General features: G+C 66.7%; 17 protein-coding genes. 12 read left to right on the top strand and 5 right to left on the bottom strand.

Annotation, left to right across the window (positions count from 1 at the left end; translation table 11 throughout):
• Nucleotides 1–20 precede the first annotated feature (20 nt).
• Genes ACI766_RS29140 through ACI766_RS29130 form a run of 3 tightly spaced genes read left to right on the top strand, consistent with a single transcriptional unit; the run spans nucleotide 21 to nucleotide 2487 of the window.
• Nucleotides 21–986 (top strand): L-carnitine dehydrogenase, encoded by a 966-nt coding sequence (locus ACI766_RS29140; protein ID WP_003096713.1) that lies wholly within the window; start codon nucleotides 21–23, stop codon nucleotides 984–986.
• Between the two features lie 50 nt (nucleotides 987–1036).
• Nucleotides 1037–1516 (top strand): thioesterase family protein, encoded by a 480-nt coding sequence (locus tag ACI766_RS29135; RefSeq protein WP_023116425.1) that lies wholly within the window; start codon nucleotides 1037–1039, stop codon nucleotides 1514–1516.
• A gap of 5 nt (nucleotides 1517–1521) precedes the next feature.
• On the top strand, nucleotides 1522–2487 hold the full coding sequence (locus tag ACI766_RS29130) for an acylcarnitine hydrolase (RefSeq protein ID WP_003117174.1): 966 nt from the start codon (nucleotides 1522–1524) through the stop codon (nucleotides 2485–2487).
• Here ACI766_RS29130 and ACI766_RS29125 read toward each other — a convergent pair.
• Nucleotides 2461–3528, bottom strand: a complete 1068-nt coding sequence (locus ACI766_RS29125) for a YeiH family protein (protein WP_003117173.1) — start codon at nucleotides 3526–3528, stop codon at nucleotides 2461–2463. The genes ACI766_RS29130 and ACI766_RS29125 overlap by 27 nt on opposite strands.
• Before the next feature lie 107 nt (nucleotides 3529–3635).
• Here ACI766_RS29125 and ACI766_RS29120 point away from each other — a divergent pair, with 107 nt between their 5' ends.
• Nucleotides 3636–4529: a LysR family transcriptional regulator gene (locus tag ACI766_RS29120; protein ID WP_003104838.1), complete on the top strand. Its 894-nt coding sequence runs from the start codon at nucleotides 3636–3638 to the stop codon at nucleotides 4527–4529.
• A gap of 268 nt (nucleotides 4530–4797) precedes the next feature.
• Nucleotides 4798–5046, top strand: a complete 249-nt coding sequence (locus ACI766_RS29115; RefSeq protein ID WP_003096701.1) for a hypothetical protein — start codon at nucleotides 4798–4800, stop codon at nucleotides 5044–5046.
• Between the two features lie 46 nt (nucleotides 5047–5092).
• Here ACI766_RS29115 and ACI766_RS29110 read toward each other — a convergent pair whose 3' ends face one another.
• Nucleotides 5093–6196 (bottom strand): GlxA family transcriptional regulator, encoded by a 1104-nt coding sequence (locus tag ACI766_RS29110; protein WP_003096699.1) that lies wholly within the window; start codon nucleotides 6194–6196, stop codon nucleotides 5093–5095.
• 419 nt (nucleotides 6197–6615) lie between these two features.
• Complete coding sequence (locus ACI766_RS29105) at nucleotides 6616–7992, bottom strand: L-serine ammonia-lyase (RefSeq protein WP_003104839.1); 1377 nt, start codon at nucleotides 7990–7992, stop codon at nucleotides 6616–6618.
• 463 nt (nucleotides 7993–8455) lie between these two features.
• On the opposite strand from ACI766_RS29105, the gene ACI766_RS29100 reads away from it, so the two are divergent.
• Genes ACI766_RS29100 through choV form a run of 3 tightly spaced genes read left to right on the top strand, consistent with a single transcriptional unit; the run spans nucleotide 8456 to nucleotide 11457 of the window.
• Entirely contained in the window at nucleotides 8456–9394 is a 939-nt protein-coding gene (locus ACI766_RS29100) for a choline ABC transporter substrate-binding protein (RefSeq protein WP_003104841.1), read from the top strand.
• 41 nt (nucleotides 9395–9435) lie between these two features.
• Complete coding sequence (gene choW, locus ACI766_RS29095; protein WP_003096692.1) at nucleotides 9436–10275, top strand: choline ABC transporter permease subunit; 840 nt, start codon at nucleotides 9436–9438, stop codon at nucleotides 10273–10275.
• Nucleotides 10276–10278: 3 nt separating this feature from the next.
• Nucleotides 10279–11457, top strand: a complete 1179-nt coding sequence (gene choV, locus ACI766_RS29090; protein ID WP_003096690.1) for a choline ABC transporter ATP-binding protein — start codon at nucleotides 10279–10281, stop codon at nucleotides 11455–11457.
• Nucleotides 11458–11673: 216 nt separating this feature from the next.
• Here choV and ACI766_RS29085 read toward each other — a convergent pair whose 3' ends face one another.
• Nucleotides 11674–13224 carry a BCCT family transporter gene (locus ACI766_RS29085; protein ID WP_025271450.1) on the bottom strand — a complete coding sequence of 517 codons (1551 nt, stop codon included), beginning with the start codon at nucleotides 13222–13224 and terminating at the stop codon, nucleotides 11674–11676.
• Between the two features lie 332 nt (nucleotides 13225–13556).
• Here ACI766_RS29085 and betI point away from each other — a divergent pair, with 332 nt between their 5' ends.
• The 3 genes from betI to betA all read left to right on the top strand — a co-directional run bounded on the left by betI (nucleotide 13557) and on the right by betA (nucleotide 17504).
• Entirely contained in the window at nucleotides 13557–14150 is a 594-nt protein-coding gene (betI, locus tag ACI766_RS29080) for a transcriptional regulator BetI (protein WP_003096684.1), read from the top strand.
• A gap of 60 nt (nucleotides 14151–14210) precedes the next feature.
• A complete protein-coding gene (betB, locus tag ACI766_RS29075) occupies nucleotides 14211–15683 on the top strand; it encodes a betaine-aldehyde dehydrogenase (RefSeq protein ID WP_003114436.1) in 1473 nt (490 codons plus the stop codon).
• Between the two features lie 135 nt (nucleotides 15684–15818).
• Entirely contained in the window at nucleotides 15819–17504 is a 1686-nt protein-coding gene (betA, locus tag ACI766_RS29070; RefSeq protein WP_003136284.1) for a choline dehydrogenase, read from the top strand.
• 45 nt (nucleotides 17505–17549) lie between these two features.
• Here the strand turns inward: betA and ACI766_RS29065 are convergent, their stop codons facing one another.
• Entirely contained in the window at nucleotides 17550–17954 is a 405-nt protein-coding gene (locus ACI766_RS29065) for an acyl-CoA thioesterase (protein ID WP_003096677.1), read from the bottom strand.
• Between the two features lie 287 nt (nucleotides 17955–18241).
• Between ACI766_RS29065 and ACI766_RS29060 the strand changes: the two genes are divergently transcribed.
• Nucleotides 18242–19558 (top strand): MFS transporter, encoded by a 1317-nt coding sequence (locus ACI766_RS29060; RefSeq protein WP_412828486.1) that lies wholly within the window; start codon nucleotides 18242–18244, stop codon nucleotides 19556–19558.
• Nucleotides 19559–19664: the final 106 nt, after the last annotated feature.

Below are 19664 nucleotides of genomic sequence, written 5' to 3'. Positions count from 1 at the left end.
AACAACTTCTGGAGATGTCCATGTCCTTCGTCACCGAGATCAAGACCTTCGCCGCCCTCGGTAGCGGCGTCATCGGCAGCGGCTGGATCGCCCGCGCCCTGGCCCACGGCCTCGACGTCGTCGCCTGGGATCCGGCGCCGGGCGCCGAAGCGGCGTTGCGCGCGCGCGTCGCCAATGCCTGGCCGGCCTTGCGGAAACAGGGCCTGGCGCCCGGCGCGGCGCAGGAGCGCCTGCGCTTCGTCGCGAGCATCGAGGAATGCGTGGGCGACGCCGATTTCATCCAGGAGAGCGCCCCCGAGCGGCTCGACCTGAAGCTCGACCTGCACGCCAGGATCAGCGCCGCGGCGCGGCCCGACGTGCTGATCGGTTCCTCCACCTCGGGCCTGCTGCCCAGCGAGTTCTACGCCGAGGCGAGCCACCCCGAGCGCTGCCTGGTCGGCCACCCGTTCAACCCGGTCTACCTGCTGCCGCTGGTGGAGGTGGTCGGCGGCGAACGCACCGCTGCCGAGGCCGTGCGGGCGGCGATGCGGGTCTACGAATCGCTGGGCATGCGTCCGCTGCACGTACGCAAGGAAGTGCCCGGCTTCATCGCCGACCGCTTGCTCGAGGCGCTCTGGCGCGAGGCGCTGCACCTGGTCAACGACGGCGTGGCCACGACCGGCGAGATCGACGATGCGATCCGCTTCGGCGCCGGCCTGCGCTGGTCGTTCATGGGCACCTTCCTGACCTACACCCTGGCCGGTGGCAACGCCGGCATGCGCCACTTCATGGCGCAGTTCGGCCCGGCGCTGCAATTGCCCTGGACCTACCTGCCGGCGCCGGAACTCACCGAGGCCCTGATCGACCGGGTGGTGGAGGGCACCGCCGAGCAGCAGGGCGCGCGCAGCATCGCCGAGCTCGAGCGCTACCGCGACGACTGCCTGCTGGCGGTGCTCGGGGCGATCAGGGAAACCAAGGCCCGGCACGGCTTCGCCTTCGCCGAGTGACATGACGCGCCTTCCGCCCCGCCGGGCGTAGCGCAACCACGGAGCCTGCCATGAGCCAAGCCCTGACGACCTACGAGACGCCGGTCCTGCCCGAGTGGGTGGACTACAACGGCCACTTGCGCGATGCGTTCTACCTGCTGGTGTTCAGCTACGCCACCGATGCGCTGATGGCGCATATCGGCCTGGACAGCCAGAACCGCGACGCCAGCGGACACTCGCTGTTCACCCTGGAATGCCACCTGAACTTCCTCCATGAGGTGAAGGAGGGCGCCAGGGTCGAGGTGCGTACGCAACTGCTCGGTCACGATCGCAAGCGCCTGCATATCCACCATGCCCTGTACCTGCCTGGCAGCGGGCAGGCGCTGGCGCTGAGCGAGCAGATGCTGCTCCACGTCAGCCTCGACGGCCCGCGCTCGGTACCGTTCGAAGGCGAGGTGCTGGCGCGGGTCGAGGCGCTCGCCGAGGCACATCGCGCGCTCCCCGTGCCGGAAGGTGTCGGTCGGGTGATCGGCCTGCCGCCGGTGCGCTGAGCGCGATGGCTGCGAAGTATCCGCTGTCTCCGGCGATGTGGCGCTTCGTCGAGCACAGCCGGGCGTTCGCCAGCGACAGTCCGCGCCTGGATGCGCAACGTGCGGCCTACGCGCGGATGTGCCAGGCGTTCGCGCCGCCGCGCCCGGCCGGTTTGCGGGTGCTCGACTCCTGCTTGCCGGCCGCGCCGCCGGTGCGCGTGCGCCGCTATCGCCCCGACCGCCCGGCACCGCCCGGTGGCTGGCCGGCGCTGCTCTACCTGCACGGTGGCGGCTGGATGCTCGGCGGCCTCGATTCACACGATTTCATCTGCGCCGACCTGGCGGCGCGCCTGGGCCTGCTGGTGCTGGCGGTGGATTACCGACTGGCGCCGGAGCATCCGTTCCCGGCGGCATTGCAGGATTGCCTGCGTGCCTGGCAGGCGCTGAGCCTGGGCGAGCTGGACGAAGCGCTGGATGGGCGACGCCTGCTGGTGGCCGGCGACAGCGCCGGCGGCAACCTGGCGGCGGCGCTGTGCCTGGCACTGCGCGATGGCGGCGCGCCGTCGCCGGCCGCGCAGATATTGCTCTATCCCTTGCTGTCCGCTGCGCCATCGCCCTCGCGGATCGACTGCGCCGACGCGCCGTTGCTCGGCCTCGGCGATGTGCAGGCGTGCCTGGACGCCTACCTGCCGCTGGCGGCGCTGCACCGACAGCCGCTGGCGCTACCCCTGGAGGCCGCTGATTTCACTGGCCTGCCGCCGGCCTTCGTGGCGGTTGCCGAATTCGATCCGCTGCGCGACGACGGCGAGCGCTATGGTGCAGCGCTACGCGCGGCGGGTGGCGAGGCAGGGTTCTATCCGGGAAGCGGGCTGGTCCATGGCTGCCTGCGCGGCCACGGCATCGATGAGGTGGAAGCCCTGCATGAGGCCTTGCGGCGGGCCGTGCAGGGCTTCCTGGCGGAGGACTCAGGCGAGCGCCAGGCGGGTGAGTAATCCACCGCCGAGCACCAGCCAGGCGAATAGCAGGGCGGCCAGCAGCAGCGGCTTGAGGCCGGCGCGGCGGATCGCCGAGAGGTGCGTGCCGAGGCCGAGGCCGGCCATTGCCATGGCCAGGAGGAAGGTGTCGAGGTCGTTGACGTGGCTGACCAGCGCCGGCGGCAGGCTGACCAGCGAGTTGAGCCCGGCGACCAGTACGAAGCCGACGGCGAACCAGGGAATGGTGATCTTGGTCGCGCCGCTGTGCTGCCGGCGGTGCGCCTTGTCGCGTGCCAGCCAGGCCGAGAGCAGGATCAGGAAGGGCGCCAACATCATTACCCGGACCATCTTGGCGATCACTGCGGTATCCGCTGCCTCGATGCCGATCGAGCGACCCGCGGCGACCACCTGGGCCACCTCGTGCACCGTGGCACCGATGTACACGCCCCAGGTGCCAGGGTCGCGCGGTAGCAGCCCCCAGTCCTGGTCGAGCTGGAACAGCACCGGATAGAGGAAGATGCCCAGGGTGCCGAACACCACCACGGTGGAAACCGCCACCGCGACCTGTTCGGCGCGGCCACGCACGACCGGCTCGGTGGCCATCACCGCGGCGGCGCCGCAGATCGAACTGCCGGCGCCGATCAGCAGGGTGGTGGTGCGGTCCAGGCCGAACAGCCGGGTGCCGAGCAGGCACGCCAGGCCGAAGGTGCTGGCGAGCATCAGGGCGTCCAGCAGCACGCCGTGCAATCCGACGCCGGCGATGTCCTGGAAGGTCAGGCGCAGGCCGTAGAGGATGATCCCGGCGCGCAGCAGGATCTGCTTGGAGAAGCCGACGCCGGCGGCGCTGCCGGCGGCGATCCGAGGGTACAGGGTGTTGCCGACGACGATGCCGAGCACGATGGCCAGGGTCAGCGCGCTGATGCCGTTGTGCTGCAACCATTGCGAACGACCCAGGAGGATCGCCACGCCGGCCAGGGCGGCGCTGAGCAGCAGGCCGGGGATGAGTTTCTGGACCTGGGCCAGGGGTCTGGTACCGGTCTTGACGGGGAGGGTGTGCATCCTTCGCTCCTCAGGTGAGGTCACGGGACGCAGGTTAGGTAGCGGGAATGAATTTGTGAAACAAATAGTTTCTGTATTAAATACCTGAAAAACAGGTAGGTGAGTCCATGGCCCTCAGTTTCCGTCAGCTCCAGATCTTCTGTGCGGTGGCTCGCTGCGGCAGTACCACGGCGGCGGCGGAATCCATCTCGCTGTCGCAGTCGGCCACCAGCGCCGCGCTCAACGAGCTGGAATCGCAGCTTTCCACGCGCCTGTTCGACCGGGTCGGCAAGCGCCTGCAACTGAACGAGGTCGGCCGCCGCTTCCTGCCCCAGGCATTGCGCCTGCTCGACGGGGTGGCGCAACTGGAGCAGCAGTTCGCGGTTTCCGCCGCGCCCCAGGCGAGCCTGACGGTGGCGGCCAGCAGCACCATCGGCAACTACGTGCTGCCGCGCCTGCTGGCCTCCTTCGAGCGGGAGCAGCCGGGCGTGAGGGTCAACGCCAGCATCGGCAACACCGGTTCGGCGGTGCAGGACGTGGTGACCTTCGCGGCGGACATCGGCCTCATCGAAGGCCCCTGCCACGAGCCGGGCCTGCGGGTGGAGCCCTGGCTCGAGGACAGCCTGATCGTGGTGGCGGCGCCCGGCCACCCGCTGGCCTCGCGCACCCAGGTCTCCCGCGAGGCCCTGCGCCGCGCGCGCTGGCTGCTGCGCGAGCCCGGCTCGGGCACGCGCGAGGAGGTCAGCCACGCCCTGCTGGGCCACCTGCATTACCTGGAAGACAGCCTGGACCTGGGCAGCTCCGAGGCGATCAAGCACAGCGTCGCCGCCGGGCTGGGCATCAGTTGCCTGTCGCGCTGGGTGGTCGAGGAACAGTTGGCCTCCGGCGCGCTGGTCGAACTGCGCAGCAGCCTGCCGCCGTTGCGCCGGCGCTTCTACATGCTGCGCCAGCGCGACAAGTTCCTCTCGCCGGGCTTCGAGCGTTTCTGGGAACACTGTCGGGCGGGACTCGGCGCCGGCTAGCTGGCTTCCGGCAAAAAAATCCCCCTGCCGCGCCCGACGCGCGGAGGGGGATGAAAAAGGAGCCAGGAACGGCCCTCAGTGTGAGTCTGGCGTTTTCCGGAAGCCGTCCGCTGCATTCCGCAAGCCGCTGGAGGCGATTGTGGCGGTGTCGCTGGCGGTCGAATTAGCCGAAAACGACCTGCCCATGTCCAGGCGGGACAGCCCCCTTGCCGGGAGCGACGTGGGCTCAGCAGAATCGATGGCAATCCCCATCGAAGGAGCTGCCGCGATGATGCACGCCGATCTGATCGACCAGGACGATTTCCGCGAACGCCTGCAGGCGCTGGGCTTCAGCGTGCCGCCGGACTCGACTCCGGAGCAGGCCTGCGAATACGCCGTGCGCGGCCTCAGCCCGGAGCGCGCCCAGGCGCTGCGGCGGCTGGTGGAGGACATGCTCGGCGGGCACGCCACGCTGCTCCCGGCGGTGCGCGAGGCGATTTCCCGGCAATTGCTGCCGGCGCTGGTGCCGCGGGGCTGACAAGGCCCTGCCCGCTCCCGTGGACGGGGCGGGCAGGGACGCGCCGTCAGATCCGCACGCTGGCGAAGGTCGACTCGCCCTGCGCCTGGCTCAGGGCCGACAGCGCCGAGGAGTTGGGCATCAACGCCAGGTCCTGCGGGATCGGCATCAGCACCACCGGCTGGCCCAGCGGCTGGCCCTGGCGCTCGTCGCGCGGCGGGATGCCGAAGTACTCGCGGTAGCACTTGGAGAAGTGCGGGGTGGAGACGAAGCCGCAGACCGAGGCCACCTCGATGATCGACATGGACGTCTGCTTGAGCAACTGGCGGGCGCGGATCAGGCGCAGCTTCAGGTAGTAGCGCGATGGCGAGCAGTGCAGGTACTTCTGGAACAGCCGCTCGAGCTGGCGACGCGAGACGTTGACGTAGACCGCCAGTTCGTCGAGGTCGATCGGTTCCTCCAGGTTGGCCTCCATCAGCGCGACGATCTCCTGCAACTTCGGCTGGTTGGTGCCGAGCATGTGCTTGAGCGGCACGCGCTGGTGGTCCTGCTCGTTGCGGATGCGCTCGTAGATGAACATCTCGGAGATCGCCGCCGACAGCTCGCGGCCATGCTCGCGGCCGATCAGGTGCAGCATCATGTCCATCGGCGCGGTGCCGCCGGAAGAGGTGAAGCGGTTGCGGTCGATGGAGAACAGGCGGGTGCTCATGGCCACCCGGGGGAAGGCTTCCTGCATCGCCGCCAGGCATTCCCAGTGCACGCTGCAATCGTAGCCGTCGAGCAGGCCGGCGCGGGCCAGCGCCCAACTGCCGGTGCACACCGCGCCGAGGCGCCGACCCTGGCGGGCCTGGGCCTGGAGGAAAGTGACGTGCTCGCGGGTGACGCTGCGCTGGATGCCGACGCCGCCGCAGACGATCACGCAATCCACCGCCGGGGCGTTGTCGGTACCGGCGTCGGGGGTGATCTGCAGGCCGTCGCTGGCCCAGACCTGGCGGCCGTCCAGGCTCAGCGTATGCCAGCGGTAGAGTTCGCGTCCCGAGAGCTGGTTGGCCATGCGCAACGGTTCCACCGCCGAGGCCAGGGAGATCAGGGTGAAGTTGTCCAGCAGCAGGAAGCCGATGGACTGCGGATTTCGGTTCTGTGGTGGGACTCCGGGCGCGTACGTGGTCATGGGTGTATCTCCTCACGCTGAGCAAGCAGGCCTCTCACGAGGCTTTTTTTATGATTGTTGGAATTTCCGGGTGGCTGCTTGGGCCACGCCGTCGGCGTTGCTTGTAACCAGAGCAAGGCAAATGCCATGCCTATATTGATTGGGCGTTCAATCAAAAAAGCCGGAAGGCTTTAGCCCGGTATTTCCACTCGGACCTGGCACAACGACAGCATGGGCGACGGCTGGCGGCGCGCCGCGCGCCTGGGCATTTCGGTAGCACCAGGGCGGCCCCCGGCGAGAAGCCGGGGCAGCGGCCGTGGCGACAAAGGTAACGACGGGCGGCGAGCCGTTACTCCGCAGTGTGACGGATGACGACCGCCCGGTCACGCGTCATATGCGCCAAAAAGTGGCGTCTCGATCGTTTCGTGAGCAATTCCGGTTCAGCACTCGATGGCGTTCACCGCCAGGCCCCCGCGCGAGGTTTCCTTGTACTTGTCGTGCATGTCGGCACCGGTGTCGCGCATGGTGCGGATCACCTTGTCCAGCGAGATGAAATGCTGGCCGTCGCCGCGCAAGGCCATTTGCGCCGCGTTGATGGCCTTCACCGCGGCGATCGCGTTGCGCTCGATACAGGGCACCTGGACCAGCCCGCCGACCGGGTCGCAGGTCAGCCCGAGGTTGTGCTCCAGGCCGATCTCGGCGGCGTTCTCGACCTGCGCCGGGGTGGCGCCGAGGACTTCCGCCAGTCCGGCGGCGGCCATCGCGCAGGCCGAGCCGACCTCGCCCTGGCAGCCGACCTCGGCGCCGGAGATCGAGGCGTTCTTCTTGCACAGGATGCCCACCGCGGCGGCGGCCAGCAGGTAGTCGACGACGTCGCGGTCCTGGGCGTCGGGATTGAACTTCATATAGTAGTGCAGCACCGCCGGGATGATCCCCGCCGCGCCGTTGGTGGGCGCGGTGACCATGCGCCCGCCGGCGGCGTTCTCCTCGTTCACCGCCAGGGCGAACAGGTTGACCCATTCCATGGCGCTGAGGGTCGAGCCGATCACGTTGGGCTTGCCGATCTCCTGCAGGTTGCGGTGCAGGCGCGCGGCGCGGCGTTGCACGTTGAGCCCGCCGGGAAGGATGCCTTCGTTGCGCAACCCGTTGTCGACGCAATCGCGCATCGCCTGCCAGATGCGCCGCAGGCCTTCGCGGATGTCGGTCTCGCTGCGCCAGATGCGTTCGTTGGCCAGCATCAGCTCGGATACCCGCAGGTTGTGGCGCTTGCACAGCAGCAACAGTTCCTCGGCGCTGGAGAAGTCGTAGGGCAGCACCGTGTGGTCCTGGTCGAGCTGTCCCGAGGCGGCCTGTGCCGCATCGACCACGAAGCCGCCACCCACCGAGTAGTAGGTCTCCTGGTGCAGTTCGCCTTGCTCGCCGTAGGCGACCAGGGTCATGGCGTTGGGGTGGTAGGGCAGGTTCTCGTCGAGCAGGCGCATGTCGCGCACCCAGTCGAACGGTACCGCCACGCGGCCGTCCAGTTGCAGCAGGCCGCTATCGAGCAGCGCGGCCATGCGTGGGGCGATCTGGGTCGGGTCGATACGATCCGGCCATTCGCCCATCAGGCCCATGATCACCGCGCGATCGGTGCCGTGGCCGACGCCGGTGGCGGACAGCGAGCCATACAGGCGCACTTCGAGACGCCGCACCGCCGACAGCGCCTGGCGTTGGCGCAGGGCAGTGGTGAACAGCGCGGCGGCGCGCATGGGGCCGACGGTATGCGAACTGGACGGGCCGATACCGATCTTGAAAAGGTCGAACACACTGATAGCCATGCCGGCCTCCGGGATTGCCGCGGCATCCGTGCCTGCGTAGTGGGGGTGGCGGCTCCTCCGCCCGCGATTCCTGCGCATCATCGGGCTTTCCCCGGGGCGGGCCGCATCCGCCACCGACCCGGCCATGTCCAAAAGCGCCGCGTCCGCGCCCGGATCGGGGAACCTCTGCGGCCGAGGGGCGTCTGCACCTGCACGGCGTCGGAATGAGAACGGGCTCGCGCCGCTCCGAAAACGGCATCCGCTGGTCGCCGGCAAAGACCACTATGATTGAATGCGACACAGCGGGTACTGAATGCGACCCCGCCTGCACTGGTTGCGACCCACCCTGTAGGCGACGGATGCGTCCTGTTTCATGATCGTTCACGAATTGCCCGCTGAGGGCCGCTACCGGTCGGCCCGATACAGACAGACCGCCGCGCCCTTCGGGGTAGCGCCGGCGCCTTACCCTGCAGAGGAGTTCGCTATGAAAGGTTGCAAGTCTTGGCTGCTGGCCGTGTCTCTGTGCGCACCGCTGGCAGCCCAGGCCGCGGAGCCCGAATCCTGTGCGTCGGTGCGTTTCGCCGACGTCGGCTGGACCGACATCACAGTGACTACTGCGGTCACCCGCCAGGTCCTCGAGTCCCTCGGCTACAAGACCAAGGTCAATCTGCTCTCGGTGCCGGTGACCTACCGCTCCCTGGCCAACAACGACCTCGACGTATTCCTGGGCAACTGGATGCCCACCATGACCAACGACATCAAGCAGTACGCCGAGAAAGGTACGGTCGAGACACTGCGCGCCAACCTGGAGGGCGCCAAGTACACCCTGGCGGTTCCCCAGTACGTCTACGACGGCGGCCTGCGCAGCTTCGCCGATATCGCGAAGTTCTCCGACAAGCTGGGCAACAAGATCTACGGCATCGAGCCGGGCAACGACGGCAACCGCGTCGCCCAGAGCATGATCGACAAGAACGCCTTCGAACTGGGCAAGTTCAAGTTGGTGGAATCCAGCGAGGCGGGCATGCTCTCGCAGGTGCAGCGGGCCATCCGGCGCAACCAGTGGGTGGTGTTCCTCGGCTGGGAGCCGCACCCCATGAATACCCGCTTCCAGATGAAGTACCTGGAAGGCGGCGACGACTTCTTCGGCCCCAACTATGGCGGCGCGACCATCTACACCAACGTGCGCAAGGGCTACGCCCAGGAGTGCGCCAACGTCGGCCAACTGCTGAAGAACCTCAGCTTCACCCTCGAGATGGAGAACAAGCTGATGGACGCGGTACTCAACGAAAACAAGAAACCCGAGGAAGCCGCTAAGGCCTGGTTGAAGGATCACCCGGAACAGCTGGATGCCTGGCTGGCCGGTGTCACCACCCGCGACGGGCAGCCTGCCGCAGCCGCGGCCAAGCTGGCGTTCGCCAAGTAGGCGACCGGTCGTTCATTTCCCGCTCTTGATGGACCCTGATTATGTTCCTGACTGATCACAAGCTCCCGCTGGGAGAGCAGATCGCCGGTTTCGTCGACTGGCTGACCCTGCATGGCGCATCGTTCTTCGACAAGATCTCCGACACCCTTGAGTTCCTCATCCATGGCGTCACCAACGGCTTGCTCTGGTTCAACCCGCTGGTGCTGATCGCCTTGCTGGTAGGGCTGGTGCATTTCATCCAGCGCAGCTGGGGGCTGACCGTGTTCGCCCTGGCCTCGTTGCTGCTGATCCTCAACCTGGGCTACTGGCAGGAGACCATGGAAACCCTCGCCCAGGTGATATTCGCCACCCTGGTGTGCATCGCCGTAGGCGTGCCGCTGGGCATCGTCGCCGCGCACAAGCCGTGGTTCTACACCGCGCTGCGGCCGCTGCTGGACCTGATGCAGACGGTGCCGACCTTCGTCTACCTGATCCCGACCCTGACCCTGTTCGGCCTCGGCGTGGTGCCGGGCCTGATCTCCACGGTGATCTTCGCCGTCGCCGCGCCAATCCGCCTGACCTGCCTGGGTATCCAGGACGTTCCGGCGGAGCTGCTCGACGCCGGCAAGGCCTTCGGCTGCTCGCGCTGGCAACTGCTGACGCGCATCGAGCTGCCGCACGCGATGCCGAGCATCGCCGCCGGCATCACCCAATGCATCATGCTCTCCCTGTCGATGGTGGTGATCGCCGCGCTGGTCGGCGCCGATGGCCTCGGCAAGCCGGTGGTGAACGCGCTGAACACCGCCGACATCTCCCTCGGCTTCGAAGCCGGCCTGGCCATCGTCCTGCTCGCCATCCTGCTCGACCGGGTGTGCAAGCAGCGCGCCGTGAAGGGGAAATAAGCCATGACCGCGATCCGATTCGACCATGTGGACGTCATCTTCGGCACCCACACCAAGGAAGCCCTGAAGCTCCTCGACCAGGGCCTCGGCCGCGCCGAGATCCTCAAGCGCACCGGCCAGGTGCTCGGCGTCGAGGACGCCTGCCTGGACGTCAACCGCGGCGAGATCTGCGTGCTGATGGGACTTTCCGGCTCCGGCAAGTCGAGCCTGCTGCGCTGCATCAACGGCCTGAACAAGGTCAGCCGCGGCAAGCTGCTGATCGAGCACGAAGGTTCGCAGGTGGACATCGCCAACTGCTCGCCGGCGACCCTCAAGGCCATGCGCACCAAGCGCATCGCCATGGTGTTCCAGAAGTTCGCCCTGATGCCCTGGCTGACGGTGGCCGAGAACGTCGGCTTCGGCCTGGAGATGCAGGGCCGTCCGGCCGCCGAGCGGAAGAAGCTGATCGACGAGAAGCTCGAGCTGGTCGGTCTCTCGCAGTGGCGCGACAAGCGTCCCGACTCGCTCTCCGGCGGCATGCAGCAGCGCGTCGGCCTGGCTCGCGCGCTGGCGATGGATGGCGACATCCTGCTGATGGACGAACCGTTCTCCGCCCTCGACCCGCTGATCCGCCAGCAATTGCAGGACGAACTGCTGGTGCTGCAACGGCAACTGCACAAGACCATCGTGTTCGTCAGCCACGACCTCGACGAGGCGCTGAAGATCGGTACCCGCATCGCGATCATGAAGGACGGCCGGATCATCCAGCACGGCAAGCCGGAAGAGATCGTGCTGAGCCCCGCGGACGACTACGTGCGTACCTTCGTCGCCCATACCAACCCGCTCAACGTGCTGTGCGGCCAGAGCCTGATGCGTGGCCTCGACCAGTGCATCCGGCAGAACGACGAGATCTGCTTCGACCAGGGCCGCGACTGCTGGATCGGTCTCAGCGAAGGCGACGTGCTCAAGGGCGCGCGCCAGGGCAGCAACGTCATCGACCTGCAACGCTGGCGCCAGGGCGACCCGGTGGAGAAGCTGCGCCGCGAACCGACCCTGGTGGATGTCAGCATCCGTATGCGCGATGCCCTGCAGATTCGCTACCAGACCGGCCACAAGCTGGTCCTTCAGGAGCAGGACAGGGTGGTCGGGGTGCTCGGCGACAGCGAGCTGTACCACGCGCTGCTGGGCAAGAACCTCGGCTGACCCCCAAGGCCCGCTCGGGGCCGCTGCGAATGCCCGGCGCTGCCGGGCATTCGCGTTTATCCTCCGCGCTTTTTCCGTCTGTTCTTCCTTTCGCACGCTCCCGCGCGCCGGTTCCTGCGGCATGCGACGGGCGCTAGGCGGCAGAAAAGAAAGGCCCGGCGAAACGCCGGGCCAAGTACGCACCTGATTGGCGAGGGCGCCCTAGCGGCGCCAGGTTCAGGTCTGGTGCTGGGTTGGCGCCGGCACCGGCTGGTAGGTGCGGCGGTCGCCGACCTGGGCCTCGTAGTCGGCGCGCATGGCCTTGTGCAGGCCGAACATGAACAGGATCAGCACCGCCGAGAACGGTAGCCCGGCGAGCACCACGACGGTTTGCATCGCCGTGAAGTTGCCGGCGAACAGCAGGCCGATGGTGACTAGCGTGACGACGGCCGACCAGAGGATGCGCAGCCAGTTCGGCGCGTCCTCGTCCAGCTCGCCGCCGCTGCGCGAGAGATTGGCCAGCATCACCGAGCCGGAATCCGCCGGGGTGAGGAACAGCACGAAGCCGACGAAGATCGACAGGCCGATGACGATCTTCGACAGCGGATAGTGTTCCAGCAGCAGGTAGATCGACATCGACGGCTGTTCCAGCGCGGCCTTGCCCAGGTCGGTCGCGCCGTGGTTCATCACCAGGTCCAGGGCGCTGTTGCCGAATACCGACAGCCAGGCCAGGGTGAAGCCCAGCGGGATCAGCAGCACCCCGCAGACCAGTTCGCGCACGCTGCGACCGCGGGAGATGCGGGCGATGAACATACCGACGAAGGGCGCCCAGGAAATCCACCAGGCCCAGTAGAACAGGGTCCACAGGCCCAGCCATTCCTCGCTCTTGCCGGCGCCGGCACCGGTGTAGACGTAGAGGTCGAAGGTCTTCAGCACCAGGCCGTCGAGATAGTCGCCGAGGTTCTGTACGAAGCCGTTGAGCAGTTCCAGGGTCGAACCGCAGACCAGCACGAACAGCAGCAGCGAGCTGAACAGCACGATATTCAGGTTGGACAGCCGGCGGATGCCTTTCTCGACACCGGAGACCGCCGCCAGGGTGGCGACCAGGCTCATCGCCAGGATCACCGCCAGCAGGGTGCCTTTGCTGTGCGGCATGCCGGTCAGGTACTCGAGACCGGACGACACCTGCAAGGCGCCGATGCCCAGGTTGGTCACCAGCCCGAGAAGGGTGACGAAGATGCCGAAGCAATCCACCGCGTGGCCCGCGGCGCCTTTCACCCAGCGCTCGCCGAGGATCGGATAGAGCGCCGAGCGCAACGCCAGCGGCTGGCGATGGCGGTAGGCGAAATAACCGACGGCGAGGCCGACCAGGGCATAGATCGCCCAACCGTGCAGGCCCCAGTGGAGGAAGGTCAGTTGCAGCGCCTGGCGCGCCGCCTGAGGGCTGCCGGGAACGCCTTCGGGTGGATGGTAGAGGTGGTCGATCGGCTCGGATGCGGCGAAGTAGAGCAGCGAGATGCCGATCCCGGAGGAGAACAGCATGCCGGCCCAGGCGCCGTAGCTGAAGTCCGGCTTTTCATGCTCCTCGCCGAGCTTGAGGGTGCCGAAGCGCGAGAAGGCCACCCAGGCGACGAAGAACAGGTAGGCGCCGATGGCCAGCATGTAGTACCAGCCGAAGCTGTGCGACAGCCACGCCTGGATGCGGCCGAGCAAGGCTCCGGCGCTGTCGGGATAGAGGATGAGGGCGGCGGTCAGAACCAGGATCAGTGCGGTCGAGCCGAAGAACACGATCGGATTCAGACGTACCTGCTCGTTTGTTTTTATTGGCGAAGCAGTACTCATTGGAGGATGACCCCATGGCAGTGAAAGCATGGCGGCTTATGGCCGCGGACTACAGACACAGCATTGCCACCCCACTTGAAGCCCGGATTCTGCGATCCTTGGCGGACTTCGGCGACGAGGTGATGAACGGCGCGGGCCAGGTTGCACGCAGGCTGGGAGCCGCTCATGGACGCCGAGCTTATTCTTAGTTGATTGAACGTTCAATAAAAACAAAATAGACTGGCCACCAATGACGTCGGTCGGTGCCCGCACGCACCCATCGACGAGAGGAGATAGCAATGCCCAAGGTCGGTATGCAGCCCATCCGCCGCTCGCAACTGATTCACGCCACCCTGGAGGCGGTCGATCAGGTCGGCATGGGAGACGCCAGCATCGCCCTGATAGCCCGCCTGGCGGGTGTTTCCAACGGCATCATCAGCCACTACTTCCAGGACAAGAACGGCTTGCTGGAAGCGACCATGCGGCACCTGCTCAGCGCCTTGAGCAAGGCCGTACGCGAACGCCGCGCGGCGCTCTACGACGACAGTCCGAGGGCGCACCTGCGAGCGATCGTCGAAGGCAACTTCGACGACAGCCAGGTCAATGGTCCGGCGATGAAGACCTGGCTGGCGTTCTGGGCGACCAGCATGCACCAGCCGGCACTGCGTCGATTGCAGCGGGTCAACGACCATCGCCTGTATTCGAACCTGTGCTACCAGTTCCGCCGCCAGCTCTCGGCGGACGACGCCCGCGCCGCGGCACGCGGCCTGGCGGCCCTGATCGACGGCCTGTGGTTGCGTGGCGCGCTGACCGGCGACGCCTTCGATACCGACGAGGCCCTGAACATCGCTTACGACTACCTCGACCAGCAGTTGGCAAAACAGTCGGGGTAGGGACGAAAACCCCCGCGGCGCCGCCTTGCGCCTGCGATACCGATAAGAGAGGACTGCAACATGGCCCGATTCGAAGAACAGAAGCTCTACATTGGCGGTCGCTACGTGGAGGCCAGCAGTGGCGCCACCTTCGAGACCATCAACCCGGCCAACGGCGAAGTGCTCGCCAAGGTCCAGCGGGCTTCCAGGGAAGACGTCGAGCGGGCCGTGCAGAGCGCCGTCGAGGGGCAGAAGGTGTGGGCGGCGATGACCGCCATGCAGCGCTCGCGCATCCTCCGTCGCGCCGTCGACATCCTCCGCGAGCGCAACGACGAACTGGCCGCCCTGGAAACCCTGGATACCGGCAAGCCGCTGGCGGAAACCCGCTCGGTGGACATCGTCACCGGCGCCGACGTGCTCGAGTACTACGCCGGCCTGGTCCCGGCCATCGAAGGCGAGCAGATTCCCCTGCGCGAAACCAGCTTCGTCTACACCCGCCGCGAGCCGCTGGGCGTGGTCGCCGGCATTGGCGCCTGGAACTACCCGGTGCAGATCGCCCTGTGGAAATCCGCCCCGGCCCTCGCTGCCGGCAACGCGATGATCTTCAAGCCCAGCGAAGTCACCCCGCTGACCGCCCTCAAGCTGGCCGAGATCTACACCGAGGCCGGCGTGCCGGACGGCGTGTTCAACGTGCTCACCGGCAGCGGACGCGAAGTCGGCCAGTGGCTGACCGAGCACCCGCTGATCGAGAAGATCTCCTTCACCGGTGGCACCTCCACCGGCAAGAAAGTCATGGCCAGCGCTTCCAGCTCGTCGCTGAAGGAAGTGACCATGGAGCTGGGCGGCAAGTCCCCGCTGATCATCTTCCCCGACGCAGACCTCGACCGTGCCGCCGACATCGCCGTCATGGCCAACTTCTTCAGCTCCGGCCAGGTCTGCACCAACGGCACCCGGGTGTTCATCCACCGTTCCCAGCAGGCCCGCTTCGAAGCCAAGGTACTGGAGCGCGTGCAGCGCATCCGTCTCGGCGACCCGCAGGACGAGAACACCAACTTCGGCCCGCTGGTCAGCTTCCCGCACATGGAAAGCGTGCTCGGCTACATCGAGTCCGGCAAGGCGCAGAAGGCTCGCCTGCTGTGCGGCGGCGAGCGTGTGACCGATGGAGCGTTCGGCAAAGGCGCCTACGTCGCGCCGACCGTGTTCACCGATTGCCGCGACGACATGACCATCGTCCGCGAGGAAATCTTCGGCCCGGTGATGAGCATCCTGGTCTATGACGACGAAGACGAGGCGATCCGCCGCGCCAACGATACCGAGTACGGCCTCGCCGCCGGCGTCGTGACCCAGGACCTGGCCCGCGCCCACCGCGCCATCCATCGCCTGGAAGCCGGCATCTGCTGGATCAATACCTGGGGCGAGTCGCCGGCGGAAATGCCGGTCGGCGGTTACAAGCAATCCGGTGTCGGTCGCGAGAACGGTCTCACCACCCTGGCTCATTACACTCGCATCAAGTCCGTGCAAGTGGAGCTGGGCGACTACGCCTCGGTGTTCTGAGCCTCGACGCAGCGCTCGAACCCCTAACCAGGCCGGTCCCAGGCAACGCTCCCTGACACCGGCCATTCCGAACTTCCAGACACCGGCGCGCCAGCGTCGCGGCCGGTGTCATGCCGAGAAAAGAGGAAGGCCTGCATGTCCCAGGAATTCGACTACATCATCATCGGAGCCGGCTCTGCCGGTAACGTACTCGCTACCCGCCTCACCGAAGATGCCGACGTCAGCGTCCTGCTGCTCGAAGCCGGCGGTCCCGACTACCGCTTCGACTTCCGCACCCAGATGCCGGCGGCCCTTGCCTTCCCGCTGCAGGGGCGGCGCTACAACTGGGCCTACGAGACCGACCCCGAGCCCTACATGAACAACCGCCGCATGGAGTGCGGTCGCGGCAAGGGCCTGGGCGGCTCCTCGCTGATCAACGGCATGTGCTACATCCGCGGCAACGCCCTGGACTTCGACGGCTGGGCCAAGGAGCCGGGCCTCGAGGACTGGAGCTACCTCGACTGCCTGCCGTACTTCCGCAAGGCGGAAACCCGGGACATCGGCCCCAACGACTACCATGGCGGCGACGGCCCGGTCAGCGTGACCACGCCGAAGGCCGGCAACAACCCACTGTTCCATGCGATGGTCGAGGCCGGCGTGCAGGCCGGCTACCCGCGAACCGATGACCTCAACGGCTACCAGCAGGAAGGCTTCGGCCCCATGGACCGGACCGTCACCCCGGAGGGCCGTCGCGCCGCCACCGGGCGCGGCTACCTGGACCAGGCCCGCGGCCGGCCCAACCTGACCATCGTCACCCACGCCCTGAGCGACCGCATCCTGTTCAGCGGCAAGCGCGCCATCGGCGTCTCCTACCTGGTGGGCAACGGCGACAACCCGGTCACCGCCCACGCCCGCCGCGAAGTATTGGTGTGCAGCGGCGCGATCGCCTCGCCGCAATTGCTGCAACGCTCCGGCGTCGGCCCGGCGGCCCTGCTGCGCGACCTGGACATCCCGGTGGTGCATGACCTGCCGGGCGTCGGCGCCAACCTGCAGGATCACCTGGAACTCTACCTGCAGTACGCCTGCAAGCAGCCGGTGTCGATCTACCCGGCGACCAAATGGTGGAACCAGCCGGCCATCGGTGCCCAGTGGCTGTTCCTCGGCAAGGGCCTCGGCGCCAGCAACCAGTTCGAGGCCGGCGGCTTCATCCGAACCCGCGAAGCGTTCGAATGGCCGAACATCCAGTTCCATTTCCTCCCGGTGGCGATCAACTACAATGGCAGCAAGGGCGTGCAGGAGCACGGCTTCCAGGCGCACATGGGCTCGATGCGCTCGCCGAGCCGCGGGCGCATCCACCTGAAGTCCAGGGACCCGCGCCAGCATCCGAGCATCCTGTTCAACTACATGTCCCACGAGCAGGACTGGCAGGAGTTCCGCGACGGCATCCGGCTGACCCGCGAGATCATGAACCAGCCGGCGCTGGACCCCTATCGGGGCCGCGAGTTGAGCCCAGGGGTGAACGTGCAGTCGGACGCCGAACTCGACGAGTTCATCCGCAACCATGCTGAGACCGCTTTCCACCCATCCTGTTCGTGCAAGATGGGCAGCGACGACATGGCGGTGGTCGATGGCCAGGGACGGGTCCATGGCATGGAAGGACTGCGAGTGGTGGATGCGTCGATCATGCCGCTGATCATCACCGGCAACCTCAATGCCACCACCATCATGATGGCCGAGAAGATCGCCGACAGGATCCGCGGTCGCCAGCCGCTGCCGCGCAGCACGGCGAAGTACTACGTGGCCGGGGATGCGCCGGTACGCGGCAACCCCGTGCGGGCCTGAGGAACGCGCAAACAAGAACGCCGGCGATAGCCGGCGTTCCTGCGTCTAGCCCCGGCGTGGCGGGACCGGGCGGGTGCGCCCGCTGCCATCGATGGCGACGAACACGAACACCGCCTCGGTGACTTTGCGCCATTCGCTGGACAGCGGGTCGTCGCTCCACACCTCGACCAGCATGCGGATCGAGCTGCGGCCGACTTCCAGGGTCTGGGTATAGAAGGAAAGCTGGGCACCTACCGCGACCGGCACCATGAAGGCCATGCGGTCGATGGCGACGGTGGCGATACGGCCGCCGGCGATCTTGCTGGCCATGGCGGTTCCCGCCAGGTCCATCTGGGATACCAGCCAACCGCCGTAGATATCGCCGAAACCGTTGGTTTCGCGCGGCAGCGCGGTAATCTGCAAGGCCAGGTCTCCCTGGGGAATGGGGTCTTCTTGTTCAAGCTCGATCATAGGTAAGGGCCTCGTGCCCCCCGGATTTCTTGTTCAAGCGCGGTTTAGGGGAAAACTCTCCCAAAACGCCTGCCGGTGCAAGGTCTTGGGACAGCTTTCAGAGGCGCCCGGGCATTATATAGAGGAGTAGGGCAGCCGACGACCGCCCGGTTCTCTCTTCGACCGACTGTGTGGACATTCGTCGATTTGCTATGGTTTCGCTCCTGCGTCCCCGGGTCGCAGGTCGACACGCCTGCCGGTCGAACCCCGCTCATGCTTGCTGAACGAATAAAGAGAACAATCCCGACATGCCATCCGCGAATGCTCCCGAGGCGCCGGCCCAGCGTCCATTGACCCGCAGCGACTACAAGACCCTGTCCCTCTCCGCCCTGGGTGGAGCGCTGGAGTTCTACGACTTCATCATCTTCGTGTTCTTCGCCACCGTGGTCGGCAAGCTGTTCTTCCCGGCGGACATGCCGGAATGGCTGCGTCAGCTGCAAACCTTCGGCCTGTTCGCCGCCGGCTACCTGGCGCGGCCGCTGGGCGGCGTGATCATGGCCCACTTCGGCGACCTGCTCGGGCGCAAGCGCATGTTCACCCTGAGCATCTTCATGATGGCGGTGCCGACCCTGATCATGGGCCTGCTTCCGACCTACGCGCAGATCGGCATCTGGGCGCCCCTGGCGCTGCTCCTGCTGAGGGTGATCCAGGGCGCCGCGATTGGCGGGGAGGTGCCGGGGGCTTGGGTCTTCGTCGCCGAGCATGTACCGGCACGGCATGTCGGTTATGCCTGCGGGACGCTGACTTCCGGCCTGACGGCGGGCATCCTGCTGGGCTCGCTGGTGGCTACTGCGATCAATAGCTTCTATAGCGCGACAGAGGTGCGGGACTACGCCTGGCGGATTCCCTTCCTGCTCGGCGGGGTGTTCGGCCTGTTCTCGGTCTACCTGCGCCGCTGGCTGCACGAGACGCCGGTATTCGCCGAGCTGCAGCAGCGCAAGGCGCTGGCAGAGGAAGTGCCGTTGAAAGCGGTGGTCCGCGATCATCGTGGCGCCGTCCTGGTGTCGATGCTGCTGACCTGGGTGCTGTCGGCCGCGATCGTGGTGGTCATCCTGATGACCCCTACCGTGCTGCAGAGCGTATACGGCTTCGATGCCGCCACGGCGCTCAAGGCCAACAGCCTGGCGATCGTCTGCCTGACCCTTGGCTGCATCGTCGCCGGGCGCATGGCGGATCGTTACGGCGCGGGACTGACTTTCGTTGCCGGTAGCGTGCTGCTGGCGCTGGTGTCCTGGAGCTTCTACGGCAACCTCAAGGCCCACCCGGACTGGCTCTTTCCTTTATATGCACTGACCGGCTTCTTCGTCGGCATCGTCGGCGCCGTTCCCTACGTGATGGTCAATGCGTTCCCACCGGTTGTGCGTTTCTCCGGCCTGTCCTTTTCCTACAACCTGGCCTACGCCATCTTCGGTGGGCTGACGCCGATGGCGGTGGCCCTGCTGCTCAAGCAGAGCCCGATGGGGCCGGCTTACTACGTGGTCACTCTGTGCCTGGTCGGCTTCCTCGTCGGGCTCTACCTGCTGGCGCAGAAAAAGCCGGCTGGCGAGGCGGTTTCGGTGGGCTGAAAGCGCTTCCGGCGGTTATTTGAATTATTTTTGAAATAATCGTTGACGCCAGTTTCTATCTCCCTATAATGCGCACCACTCCCGGCGACGACGAAGAGTAAATGCT

Source organism: Pseudomonas sp. DL (assembly GCF_047199225.1).
In the GTDB taxonomy this organism is placed as follows: domain Bacteria; phylum Pseudomonadota; class Gammaproteobacteria; order Pseudomonadales; family Pseudomonadaceae; genus Pseudomonas; species Pseudomonas aeruginosa.
Note: the sequence above shows the minus strand (reverse complement) of the source record. Positions and strands in the feature narration are given on the sequence as shown.